We start from the raw sequence: 11,748 nt of genomic DNA on the forward strand, positions 1-11,748 counted from the left end.
GCCGCCGGACCGGTGGGTCCGGCGGCGAAGGCCCTGCTGGCCGCAGCGCGCGCGGCGGAACGGGTTTCAACCGCTGGCAAGCGGGCCTTCCGCTCACGGCGCTGGCCGCTGCCGCTCCGCCGGCTGCCGCACCAGGTCACCCTGATCGCCCGCTGCCTGACCGAAGCCGGATGCCTGCGTACCGCCCGCCGCCTCGCCCCTCAGCCGGCGGCCGTGGTGATCCTCAGCGCGAGCGAAGCCCTGCACGGCATGGCCGCCCTGCTCGGCGGTACCCCGCACCTGCGGTTCATCCACGAACTGGTCACCACCGAAGACTCACCGGTCCGGCTGCTGGGTCGGCTCGCCCGGCGGAGCGAGAAGCAGGTGGTCGCCCTCTACCCGACCACCGCCGTCCGCGACCGGCTCTCCCCGGCCTTCCCCCACCTCCCAGGGCGGGTGCGGGCGTTCGCGGTCGACGACGGTCGGCCCCTCACCGCCGCCGAGCGCGACGGTGCCCGCGCCGCCTTCACCATCCCCGCCTCGGCGACGGCGGTCTGCCTGGTCGGCGGCTGGTGGCCCTACAAGGACCTCGCCACCGTCGATGCGGCCCTGGCCAGCCTCACCAAGCCGCTACACGTCCTGGTCTGCGGCACTCCGCTGGACGACGCGGTACTCGAACGCTGGCACCGCCTGCCCCGTGTCCGGGTCCACACCGTGCCCGGCCCGGTCGGCGAGGACGTCCTCCGGTTGGTCTATGCCGCGGCCGATGCCGCCGTGGTGGCCCGGTGTCCCGGCACCGGCAAGGAGTCCGGCCTGGTCATGGACGCCGCCCGGCTCGATGTCCCGCTGATCGTCTCCGACCACGACCCGGACCTGACCGAGCGGCTGGTTGGGCAGCCTTGGGCCCATGTGTTCCCGGCCGGCGACCCGGGTGCCCTGGCCGCCGTGCTCGACGCTCTGGCGGACGGGCCGCCGGAGCGGCCGGGGCCGAAGGCACCCACGGCGCTGGACATGCTGTCGGCAGCCGAGCAGGCCGCCTACCTCATCGACACCTACACCGACCTGATCAAGGAGTACCGATGACGCCCGCCGCCCCCGCGCTGGTCGCCGTGATCGGCCCGGTCGAACCGGCCCTGCTGACCGCCTGGACCTCCCACTACCGCCGGCTCGGCATCGAACGCTTCCACCTCGCCTTCCACTTCGCCGAGCACGTCCCCGACGCCTGGCGTCGCCAGTTGCTGGGCACCGCCCGGGAACTCGACCTGCCCACCGGCCAGGTCAGCACCGGGCCGTGGCACGAGCACACCAACACCGAACTGCGCGACGCTCTGCGCCAGCAGGCCGGGCCCGGCTGGCACCTGCTCGCCGACTCCGACGAGTTCCACACGTACCCGGCCACGCTCGGCGAGGTCACCGTGGAGGCCGAGGAGAACGGTCGGGCGGTCGTGGGCGGGCTGATGCTCGACCGCGTCAGCGCGGACGGCCGACTCGCCCTCTGGCGGCCCGAGAGCGGGCTTGACCGCGCCTTCCCGCTCGGCGGTCACCTCACCCACCGCCTCCTGCAGGGCGACCCTCGCAAGATCGTCCTTGCGCTCTCCGATGTCACGGTCGCCTCCGGCAACCACCGTGCCCCCGGCCGCAGGCCCGACTCGCACACGCTCGCGTGCGTCCACCACTTCAAGTGGCGCGCCGGCGTCCTGGACGACCTGCGCCGCCGTGTCGACCGCTTCACCTCCGGCGCCTGGACCGAGCACACCCCGGCCGTCCGGACCGAGGCCACCCGCCTGCTGCAGCACATCGACCGCCACCACGGCCGCATCGACGTCTCCGACCCCCGCCTGGCCTTCCGCCACGTCACCCTCGACCGCCTGCCCGACGACTGGGCCGCCGAAGCCGCCCAGATCCACGCCGCCTGGCGCCCGCCCCGTCAGAGCCAGCCCGGCTCCACGATCTCCTCGCCCTCGTCCTGAGGCACCTCGAACCGCGCGAAGAAGTCGTCCAGAGCCTCCGGCGTCACGATCAGCGCGTTCGCGTCCCCCCGCTGGTTGCGCTCGGCCAGCCTGCGCAGCAGCTCGTCCCGATCGACGGGGAAGTACAGCAGCCGCCACCGACCGCCGGCCGACTCCACCAGCTCCTTCATCGCGTCGCGGTCCTTCCGCTGCCACAGCCCGTGGTCCCACACCACGTCCCGGCCCTCGAAGACCAGCTCGACCAGCCGGGAGTGCAGCTCGGCGACGACCGGGGCCTCCTTCTCGAAGTAGGTGTTCTCCGGATAGTCGATCCCATACCGGCCGTGCCGCTCGTGAACGGCCTCGTCCACCGACAGCCGCACCGCATCCTGCGGCTCCAGCTCCCGCTGGGCGTAGGTCGTCTTCCCCGAACCGGTGAGCCCCACCAGCAGGAACACCACCGGACCACTCTCGGCCACCGACAACTCCCCTCACCGCCACCAGCGTTCACCGGCAAGTCTGCCACCACGGGCGGCTCCGGGAGCCGCGTTCCGCACCCGCCGCCACTCGAAGGAGCACAGCGTGTCTGCCTCCGCCCTCGCCCGCCTGCTGCGGGCCTACGTCCGCCACGCACCCGGAACTGTCGGCAAGGCCCAGCTCGTCGACAGTTTCCTCGACGACCACCTGCGAACCCGTCCCCTCCACACCGCTGCCCGGTTGCGCTCGGGTGACCTGGTCACCGTCACCACCAGCGACGTCATCCAGCGCTACCAGTACCTCTTCGGCGAGTGGGAGCCGAACCTGAGCGCCTTCCTGCGCGACCGCCTGCGGCCCGGGGACACCTTCGTCGACGTCGGGGCCCACCGTGGTGCGTTCAGCCTCCTGGCCTCCCATGCAGTCGGACCGACCGGCCGAGTCGTCGCCATCGAGCCCACCCCGCAGTTCCATGACGACCTCACCAGCGCGGCCACCGCCAACCACCGGGTCAACATCCGCACCGTCCGCGCCGCCGCCTCCGACCTCACCGGCACGCTGACCCTCTACCTGGAGGACCCGGCCAACCTCGGTCACACCACCGCCATCCGGCCCCGCCACGTCCACACCACCTTCCAGGTGCCGGCCGCACCGCTCACCGAACTCCTCGGCCAGGCCGAACTCGACACCGCCCGAGTCATCAAGATCGACGTCGAGGGTGCCGAGGCGGCGGCGGTCAGGGGACTGCTGCCCGCGCTGCCGCACCTGCGCGAGGACGTCGAGCTGGTCGTGGAAGTCACCCCCAAGCTCCTGGCCAAGCAGGGCGAGAGCGCCGCCGGCATCATCGAAGCCCTGCGCGAGCACGGCTTCCACTCGTACACGCTCACCAACGACTACGACCCGGCCAGCTACCCCCAGGCCATGCGCCGACCGCAGCCGCCTGTCCGGTGCACGAAGACCCCGGAGCAGATGACCGACCTGGTCTTCTCGCGCACCAACGCCGACCGCCTCACCATCGGGCGCTGAGAGCACCCACTCGTCCCAGCAGCGGGGGCCCGATCCGCGCCTCCCACCTGGACCACTGAATCCTCCGGCACGTTGACAAGGAGTGGGCACCGTGACGAACACCAGCGTGATGAACAGCCGCAACGCGGTCTGCGTCATCGTCCACGACCAGGAGACCGACACGATCGCTGCCGTGCTCTACGCCGCCCGGAACTGGTCCTTGCAGCCGTCATGGACCGTCCCCGGCGGCAAGGCCGAGCCCGGCGAAGCCCTCGACGAAGCCGCCGCCCGCGAGCTCAAGGAGGAGACCGGCCTGCTCGTCGACCCGGCCGATCTTGTACTCGTCCACGTCATCCACATCGAGCAGGGCTTCGACCAGGCCGGGCAGTTCGTCCTCTTCGTCTTCGCCACCGACACGTGGACCGGCGAACTGACCAACACCGAGCCGGAAAAGCACCTGGCTGCCCAGTGGGTCGCCGTAGACCGCCTTCCCGAGCCCGCGTTTCCGACCGCCAGGCAGGCCCTGGTTGCGTACCGGAATGGAGGCCCCTCCTTCTCCCGCTACGGATGGCCTTCCACCACGGCGTGATAGGCGGGCGCAAGGACGGTTGCTGCTAGGCGGTCCCTCTGCCTGTATGGGAGTTGCGCGTCGAAAAGTGAGTCCGCCGACTGTCAGCGGCACCGTTTGGGCGGCGGCCGGGATGGTTCCCGGCCGCCGCAGGCGACATCAAACCGACATCTCAGCAGGGCCGTTAGCCCGTGAGCAGGCTGGGGGTCAGCTGTGCTGGTGTACCTCCTTGGCCTGGGCTTCGAGGGCGATGAGGCGGTCGGCGAGGTCGCGTGCCGCAGGGGTGAGGCCGTCGAGAACCTGGTGGGTATGGAGGCTGTCGGGGTCGCGGGCAAGGTTCTGGAGGGTGGTCCAGCGCTCGGCGATGGCGGTCAGACGCTGCTGGTCCTGACGGATGGCTTCCTGTCGTTCGCCAAGGGTGGCGGTGGCGGCGTCGAGGGTGAGGTGGCCTTCGGTGACCTGGACGGCGAGGTCGGGTGCGTGCCGGAGGAGGTTGGCGTGCTTGGCCTGGCTGGCTTCGGCCTCGGCCTTGCGCTGGCGGGCGATGTCGGCGGCGGCGTCGAGCGGGAGCTTGCCGTCGCGGACCTTCTCGGCGAGGTCGGCGGCGTGCTTGAGGACGGTGTTGGCGAGGGAGAGCCGCGTGCGGCTGAACTGGTGGAGCTTGGCGTGGGTGCGCAGGGAGTGTCCCGAGACTGAAAGGAACATCGCGTGGACCATGGCGCGCTGGCCCTCGCTGAGGTGCCGGCGGCGCAGGTTGGAGCTGAGGATGTACTCGTTCTGGTCGGTGCCGGTGTAGGCGGTGAAGCGGGGTTCGATGCCGGCGAGTTCGCAGGCGGCGAGGCGGTTGCGGCCGTCGAGGAGGACACCGTCGGGGTCGAGGACGATCGGCATCAGCAGGCCGGACTCCTTGATGTCCTGGGCGAGGTCGTGCAGCTCGTGCTCGGGGAGCATCGGGTACTGGGCGGCGGACGGGTGGATCTTCAAAAACGGTTTCCTTACTTGGTGGAGTGCCGGGGCACCGGGTCGGTGCCCCGGCGTGATGTCGGCCGGGTGGCCGGGGTGTGCTCAGCGGGTCCGGCGCTGCGGAGTTCCGGCCGGTGCGGTGGGCGGGGTGGCCGGGCTGGTCGGGCCCGTCGGCGCGGCGGCCAGCCCGGGGGACTTCGCGGCGGCTGCGCGCAGGCGGGCGGCTTCGGCGGCGGGGTTGGGGGCGGGGTTGCGGCCGGTGTGCTGGATCCGGCCGAGGAGGACCTTGGCGGGAAGGCGGGCGGTGATGAGTTCGCGGCGGGCGGTGGCCTCCTGGAGGAGCTGGCGGGGCTGGTGGCCGAGGGCCTGGGCGTCGGCGAGGACGGTGGCGAGGGCGGGCCAGTTGGGGTCGGCGAGGATCCGCGCCGCGTGGTCCGGGAGAGCGGAGCGGACGTCGCCGGCGAGGGTGTTGGTGATCTCCTTGGTCGGTTGGCGGTGGGTGAGGGCAGCGAGGTGGTCGGCGGCGGCCTGGTCGTAGGCGGCTTGCAGGTGTTGGACCGTCTGCTGGGCGGCCTGGGCCTGCTGGGAGTGGCCGCGCGCCTGGTGCCAGCGACTGGTGAGGATCGCCGCCCATACGAGAGCCGCGATCATGACGGTGAGGGCGCTGCCGTCGGGCCCGTCGCCGGCCTTGAGGACATCGCGGGCGGCCTGGCGCAGGGCGGCGGCGGCCTGGTGGTCGGCGCGGACCTGGGAGCGCTGGGCGCGGGCGAAGGCCCGGGTGGCGGCTCGCAGTTCAGCGCGCAGCTCGGCAGGCGCCTGCTGGGCGGTGGCGTTGATGATGTCGCCCAGTGCGGTGATCTGCGCCTGCGCCAGCGCGCCGTCCCCATCGCCGCCGCTGGCGGTGTCGTCGCCGAGGTGGGTGTGGAGGGTGTCGAGGGTGTCGGTGGTGCGCTGCCAGCTGGTGGAGGGCCGGTTGCGCCGGGCGGTGGGGTGCTCCTCCGGTGCGGTGGTGGCGAGGCGGGCCTGGAGCTTGGGGAGGGAGAGGTCGGGTGCGATCTTGCCGCCGGGGATGTAGATCTGCTCGCCAGCCTTGTTCACGTCGCCGGGGCGGCCGACGGAGTAGCCCTGGAGGTCTCCGGAGGGCAGGCGGCGGGGCTTGACCTCGACGCCGTCTGCCTGCAGGTAGGCGAGGAGTTCCTCCACGTTGGAGGCGTGGGGGATGGCGTCGCGGATGCGTTCCTGCAGCCATGCCCGGCTGGTCTGCTGCCAGCCGAGCCGGTAGGCCTTGTGCATCTCGGCCTGGGTGGGCCGACGCTCGCCGGTCCGGTCACCGGTGGGGACCTGGTGGAGGCCGAGCTCCTTCTCGATGGCGCGGGCTTCGGCCTGGGCGCGGATGCCGCTGTTGTGGAGCTTGGGGCGGCGGCCGTCCTCGCGGACGGTGGTGGCGAGGATGTGGATGTGGTCGTCGGCGTGGCGTACGGCGATCCAGCGGCAGCCGTGGGGGTCGCCGTCGGGGGCGATGCCGGCGGCGTGGACGATGCGGCGGGCGGCCTCGCCCCATTCGGCGTCGGATAGGTAGCGGTCGGTCTTGGCGGCGCGCACGGGGCAGTGCCAGACGTGGTCGGTGATCTTGCGGCCGAAGCCGCTGTTGCGCAGGTTCACCGGCTCATCCAGGAATCGGGCGAGCTGGGTGAGGGTGGCGTCCGGGTCGCGGCCGGGATCGCGGAGGCCGAGCGGGCTGAAGGAGGCGACGATGTGCGGGTCGGTGTGCTCGTCGTGGCGGCCGGGGCCGTAGAGGTAGGCGAGCAGGCCGCGGGTGTTGTGGCCGGGGTCCTTGATGGAGGGGATCACGCTCCCATGCCTCCTTCGGGGCTGGTCGGGGACGGGCTGGTGGGGATGAGCAGGGCCTCGGCGATGGCAGTGAGTAGGAGCCACAGCTGCTCGAGGCGCTCGCGAATGTCGGGTTCGATGCGGTCGTCGCGGTGGAGCACGTGGACCATCTGGTTGATGTTGTTGCCGACGGCGTTGATCTCCCGGCGTATCTCGGCCCGGAACTCCTGCTGGGCCAGGCGGTCGGTGTGCAGGGGCAGGTCGACGGTGAACTCACCCCGGATGAACGCCAGCGAGATGTCGCCGACGTATCCGGAAATCGTGTTCCCGTATCCGTGGCGGTCGGCGGCGTCCAGCAGTTCGGCGTGTTCCGGTTCGGTGTAGCTGACCGGTCCGACCCGCTCTGTGCGGCGGGTTCCGGTGTGCTTCCGGTTCTTGCCCTGGGGCAATGGCTGGGCGCCTTCGGGGGCGTTCAGTTTCGGGACGTCGAGGGCGGCGGTGTTCGCGTGCAGGAACGCGTCACGGGCGGCGCGGATGCTCTCGTCATCGACGGCGGTGGGCGGCTCGGCGTTCGGCTGGTCGGCGCGGACGCGGGCGAGGATGTCGAGCTGCAGCGCGGCGATCTTGTCCGGGTCCAGGCCGCCCTCGGCCTGGACCTCCCAGCCCGGCGCGCCCTCGCGCCGGGCTTCCTCCGCCACCCCTGGGGCGGAGGACCCCAGACCCGCACGAAGTGTCGGAGACTGGGTACAACTGGCTCCGCCAGGAGCCGAGTTACCGAACGCGCGGAGCAGACGGTCGATCAGCCTACCGCCCTTGGCGCCCTCCTCGGGCACGGTACGGGCGGGAGCGCGGCGGGGCTGAGGGGCGGGCAAGAAGTCCTCCGGATTTCCTGTCGGGGCGGGCGGGTGCAGGCGCGGAGTGCATGCGGCGTGCGGGGTGATGGTCGGGCAGGGAGTCCGGCTTGGCGGTGCCGGATATCCGGTGTAGAAGGCGGGCTTCGGGACTTCCGGTGTCCCCGCCAACGGCATGCGGGGTGCCGGTGATCACCAGCGCGGAAGAGTGGGCGGCCCGCCCGTTCCGGCAGCGGCCGGTGCTCGGGCGAGCCACGGTGAGCGGCAGGGGCTTCAGGCGGCCGAGAGGCTGGCCGCCTGCGCATCCGCTTGCCTCGTGGCTTGCTCGTCCTTGAAGCGCTGGGTCAGCTTCCCGAGGCGGTCGCTGGCGATCGGCATGCCGGCCTCGCGCAGGGCCGTCTTGATCACGGCCCGGGTAGGGCCGTGCTCTTCGACGGCTGGGCGGACGATCTCGGCCAGTTCGTCCATGGTGGCGGCGGGCCTGCGTCCGGTGCGCTTGGTCCCCACCACCGGTTCCCGGTCACCAGGCTGGACATCGTCGTCGGGGGCGGCGTCCGGCCCGTCGTCGAGCGGGTCGTCGTGGTCCGTTTCCGTGAGCGGAGCTGGTGCGCCCGCTGGGGGAGGAGCAGTGGGCTCGAGGTCTTCGTGGAGCGTGGGCTCGGCCTCGGCGGGTTGCGGCTCGGCGACGACCGTGGTCGAGCTGGCACCGTGCGCGAGAAGGGTGCCGCCGAAGAAGGCGAGGGCGGGCCATCCGGCCACCAGGATCCGCAGCCATGCTGGCACGTGGGCGAGGTCGAGGAGCCCGGCGGTGGCGATGTTCGCACCGAGGGAGGCGGTCAGGGCGATGGCGAACCAGGTCCAGGCGGTGCCGGCCGGGCGTCCGGTGGAGCGCAGGTTGCGCATGCGGTGCCAGGCGGCGACGAGCAGTAGGTCCACCGAGACGGGGTAGGCCCAGGCTTTCCAGCCGTGTTGTCCGGTGGCTTCGGCGATGTCGTGGAGGTGGGCGAAGGACAGGGCACCCGCGATGGCGGCCTGTACGAGGACGGCGTCCGGGCGGGGAATGCGGCGCGGGTTGGTGGCGGTCATGCGGAAGGTGATCCTCGCGGGTCGGGTCGTGGTGGGTGCGCGCTTGCCGGGGGCGTTTACGCGAACCCCCTTCTAAAGGGGGGTCCGCGCGAAAACGCTCGGGTGCGACAACGGCGTAAACGGTCGCGAAAACGCTTCTACCTGCGGTTTTTCCTGGGAGCGTTTGGCGCGACAACGGGTTGTACGACGGTTGCGGTGGTGGAGGTGCGTGAACGCTCGCGAAAACGCCCTGTTCCCGGTGACGCAGCCGTCGCGGCTGCGACTCGGCGGCTCTCGGCATCGGTCAGTGGAGGCTCGGAGGGCGCCTGTGCGGTGCCGGTGGACGGTGTGGCCGGTACGACGGTCAGCGGGATGGCGGGCTGCTCGACAGCGGCCAGCGGGGCGGCCGTGGTGATGTGGCGGGCGGAGGTGAAGTAGCGGTCCTCCTTGCCGCCGCCGATGCCACCGGCGGAGCCCTTCTCGACCTCGGCGAGCCCGGACTTGACCTGGGTGTTCAGCCGCCGGCGGGCCCGTCCGATGGCTGCGGCATCGGGCTTCTTGTCGCCGGTCATGGCGGTGGCCAGCTGCTTGGCGGTCACGCCGTCCGGTGTCGCGCGCAGGAGTTCGGCGATGTCGATGGTCTCCTCGACGGCGCTGGTGCCCGCCTCGTGGTCGTGGACGATGGTGAGCGGGCCGATCTCACCGGTGACGGTCTTGAGGTGGTGGAGGTTGACGACGGGGTCGCCGGCCTCACCTGCGATGAACAGCACGCTGCCCGCGCCGGAGGTCAGCCAGGTGGAGCCGTACTGGCCGCGCGGGGCGTCCGCGGTGGCCTTGCGCTGGTGGTGCAGCTCCAGGACCTGGATGCCCTCGCGCAGGGCCCGGTTGCGGGCGCTGTTGTAGGCGATGGCGAGGCTGTCGTCGACGAGGGTGCTGACGGCGTCCTTGAGGCTGTCGATGACGATGGTGTCGGCGCCGTGTGCGGTGGCCAGCTCGGCGAGGAGGCCGGGCTCCTTGTCGAGGCTGGTCGGCAGCGGGCCCTCCCAGATGAGGAGGCGTTCGCGGACCAGCTTCTCGTGCTCGGGCCGGACCAGTCGGGCCATGGCTCGGGCGATCTGCTGGGGCCGGTCCATCGCCAGGTACAGGACGCGCTTGCTCTCGGCGACGGGCATGCCGAGCGCCGAGTCTCCCAGGCCGATCCGGGCGAAGATCACCTGGTGGGCGATGGTGGTTTTGCCGACGCCGGGGGCGCCGACGATCATCAGGCTCTCCCCGGCTGCCCACGCGGTTTCCCCGCGGGTGCCCCACAGAGGCTCCTTGTCCGCCCCGGTCTTGGTGACGAAGTCCCAGCCGTCCACCATGAAGCGCGAGAGGCGGCTGTTACCGGAGGCCAGCGCCCGCTCGCGTCCTTCGCGGACCTCGGCATCGAGCGCGCTGCGGATCTCGTCCGGCTGGGCGCCGGGCAGCAGGGCCTGCTGGACGGTCCGGATGCCCGTGGCGTGCAGCTTCCGCAGCTCCGACTCGCGTCGCACGATGGCCGCGTAGTAGTCGGCGTTGTTCGCCGATGGCGGCGCCTCGGCGGCGAGCCGGACCAGGTAGTCCACGCCGCCCACGCGGTCCAGCGCACCGGCGCCTCGAAGTCGGTCGGCGACGGCCACCGCAGCTGTCGGGGCCCCTTCGAAGGCGAGGTCGAGGATCGCGCGCCAGATGGTCTCGTGAGCGGGCCGGTAGAAGTCGCCGGCGTCGAGGATGGCGCGCGCCGCGTCGATGGCGGGCGCGCCCAGCGCCATGCAGGCGCCGACGACCGCCCTCTCGGCATCCAGGTCGTTCGGCGGTGTCCCCTTCGGGAACACCGCGTGGTCGTCGTCGAAGACGGCGTTGGCCGCACCGGAGCTCGACGGCCCGTGTGCCGGGCCCGTAGGCTGGGACATGGATTCCCTCCCGCCGTGCATCAGGCCCTGGCAGGCCGCACAGCGGTTGATCGTCTTGATGGGTGGTCACATAGGGAGCCTTCACGGCCCTCGGTGCGCTAACACCGGGGGCCGCCCTCGTTTCCGGGCTCGCGCGGCCTCTCGTGCTGGCCTGAGTCCGTCAACGTACGCAGAGTAAACACACACCTGCTGTGCTTCGTCAAGGCAGGTGTTGTGTTGCTACGACACGGTGTCTGTGCTGGATGTTGACTTCGCCTGTGTCGTCTCGCTATCGTGCTGCCATGACGAACCCCAAGGACTGGCAGGCCGGCGTGACGGGCCGCGTTGCCGAGGCGGTCCGGCGCTTCCGCGAGGAGCGGGGAATGAGCGCGCAGGACGTCGCTGCGGCCTGCGCGAAGCTGGGCTACCCGATCGCGCGGAACGTCATCGCCAACCTTGAGAACGGCCGGCGTTCTAGCGTCGACGTGGCCGAGGTGCTGGTCCTCGCCAAAGTGCTCGACGTTCCCCCGGTCGTCTTCCTCGTCCCCCTGGGTGAGGTCGGGGAGGTCGAGCTTCTCCCGGGCTTGATGTACTCCACCGGCGAGGCGCTCCAGTGGGTCTGCGGGGAGCAGCCGTTCGATCACGAGCCGACCAATGACCTGGAGCTGCGGTTCAGTGCGATCCGCAATTACAGCGAGACGCTCCGCGGTCTGCAGAAGACGATCAGCAGCTCGGAGGAGTCCCGCCGAAAAGTCGCCACGGCCCGTGATCCGCAGACCCGCGAGGCCAACGTCAAGCTGGTCAACCAGTTCGACGAGATCATCGGCGACTACTCGCAGGACGTCCAGGACCAGAGATCGACGATGCGCCGGAAGGGCATCACTCCGCCGGCCCTGCCGTCAGAACTTGCCTACCTCGACCTCAGCCACCACGACGACTGGGGGCACGTCTCCGAGGAGACCCCCGACGCGTCCGGCAGCCAGCCTGCTGCGGATGGGGAAATCTAGAGCCGAGTGGCGTGCGCAGGCACCATCTCGCGAGGCTGCCCAGCAAGCAGTAAGAAGCGATTCCCAAACCGAAGGCAGGGTCACGTTTTCGCAGGTGAGGTGTGTGGCCGTCGCTCGGTAGGCATGCTCGGACCGTCGTGTTGGTGC

Annotated in this window: 11 protein-coding genes; 5 read left to right on the top strand and 6 right to left on the bottom strand. The window is 71.3% G+C overall.

From position 1 onward, the window contains the following. Positions 1–1,062, top strand: a 1,062-nt coding sequence (locus ABT247_RS26385) for a hypothetical protein (protein WP_350746813.1), incomplete at its 5' end; no start/stop codon positions are given. Then, positions 1,059–1,949 (top strand): glycosyltransferase family 2 protein, encoded by an 891-nt coding sequence (locus ABT247_RS26390; protein ID WP_350746815.1) that lies wholly within the window; start codon positions 1,059–1,061, stop codon positions 1,947–1,949. The genes ABT247_RS26385 and ABT247_RS26390, both read left to right, overlap by 4 nt. Here ABT247_RS26390 and ABT247_RS26395 read toward each other — a convergent pair. Continuing rightward, positions 1,907–2,407 (bottom strand): P-loop nucleotide/nucleoside kinase family protein, encoded by a 501-nt coding sequence (locus tag ABT247_RS26395; protein ID WP_350746818.1) that lies wholly within the window; start codon positions 2,405–2,407, stop codon positions 1,907–1,909. The genes ABT247_RS26390 and ABT247_RS26395 overlap by 43 nt on opposite strands. A 103-nt stretch (positions 2,408–2,510) precedes the next feature. Between ABT247_RS26395 and ABT247_RS26400 the strand changes: the two genes are divergently transcribed. Both ABT247_RS26400 and ABT247_RS26405 read left to right on the top strand, forming a co-directional pair. Beyond that, positions 2,511–3,428: an FkbM family methyltransferase gene (locus tag ABT247_RS26400; RefSeq protein WP_350746821.1), complete on the top strand. Its 918-nt coding sequence runs from the start codon at positions 2,511–2,513 to the stop codon at positions 3,426–3,428. Between the two features lie 91 nt (positions 3,429–3,519). Then, a complete protein-coding gene (locus ABT247_RS26405; RefSeq protein WP_350746824.1) occupies positions 3,520–3,996 on the top strand; it encodes an NUDIX domain-containing protein in 477 nt (158 codons plus the stop codon). 186 nt (positions 3,997–4,182) lie between these two features. Here ABT247_RS26405 and ABT247_RS26410 read toward each other — a convergent pair whose 3' ends face one another. The 5 genes from ABT247_RS26410 to ABT247_RS26430 form a co-directional block, all read right to left on the bottom strand. Then, positions 4,183–4,959, bottom strand: a complete 777-nt coding sequence (locus tag ABT247_RS26410) for a ParB/RepB/Spo0J family partition protein (protein ID WP_350746827.1) — start codon at positions 4,957–4,959, stop codon at positions 4,183–4,185. Between the two features lie 81 nt (positions 4,960–5,040). Further along, positions 5,041–6,789, bottom strand: coding sequence for a relaxase/mobilization nuclease domain-containing protein (locus ABT247_RS26415; protein WP_350746830.1), 1,749 nt, complete (start codon positions 6,787–6,789; stop codon positions 5,041–5,043). Then, positions 6,786–7,466, bottom strand: coding sequence for a MobC domain-containing protein (locus tag ABT247_RS26420; RefSeq protein ID WP_350746833.1), 681 nt, complete (start codon positions 7,464–7,466; stop codon positions 6,786–6,788). The genes ABT247_RS26415 and ABT247_RS26420 overlap by 4 nt, the downstream gene beginning before the upstream one ends. A gap of 426 nt (positions 7,467–7,892) precedes the next feature. After that, positions 7,893–8,705 carry a DUF2637 domain-containing protein gene (locus tag ABT247_RS26425; RefSeq protein WP_350746835.1) on the bottom strand — a complete coding sequence of 271 codons (813 nt, stop codon included), beginning with the start codon at positions 8,703–8,705 and terminating at the stop codon, positions 7,893–7,895. A gap of 137 nt (positions 8,706–8,842) precedes the next feature. Beyond that, positions 8,843–10,615, bottom strand: a complete 1,773-nt coding sequence (locus ABT247_RS26430) for a DnaB-like helicase N-terminal domain-containing protein (protein ID WP_350746838.1) — start codon at positions 10,613–10,615, stop codon at positions 8,843–8,845. A gap of 281 nt (positions 10,616–10,896) precedes the next feature. Between ABT247_RS26430 and ABT247_RS26435 the strand changes: the two genes are divergently transcribed. Next, positions 10,897–11,601, top strand: a complete 705-nt coding sequence (locus ABT247_RS26435; protein ID WP_350746841.1) for a helix-turn-helix domain-containing protein — start codon at positions 10,897–10,899, stop codon at positions 11,599–11,601. Positions 11,602–11,748 lie beyond the last annotated feature (147 nt).

The sequence above is a fragment of the Kitasatospora sp. NPDC001539 genome, assembly GCF_040298565.1.
GTDB lineage: Bacteria > Actinomycetota > Actinomycetes > Streptomycetales > Streptomycetaceae > Kitasatospora.

Excerpts from the sequence above, each read along its gene's own strand:
- ABT247_RS26435 (WP_350746841.1), top strand. The coding sequence starts at position 10,897 with ATGACGAACCCCAAGGACTGGCAGGCCGGCGTGACGGGCCGCGTTGCC.
- ABT247_RS26390 (WP_350746815.1), top strand. The coding sequence starts at position 1,059 with ATGACGCCCGCCGCCCCCGCGCTGGTCGCCGTGATCGGCCCGGTCGAA.
- ABT247_RS26430 (WP_350746838.1), bottom strand. The coding sequence starts at position 10,615 with ATGTCCCAGCCTACGGGCCCGGCACACGGGCCGTCGAGCTCCGGTGCG.
- ABT247_RS26425 (WP_350746835.1), bottom strand. The coding sequence starts at position 8,705 with ATGACCGCCACCAACCCGCGCCGCATTCCCCGCCCGGACGCCGTCCTC.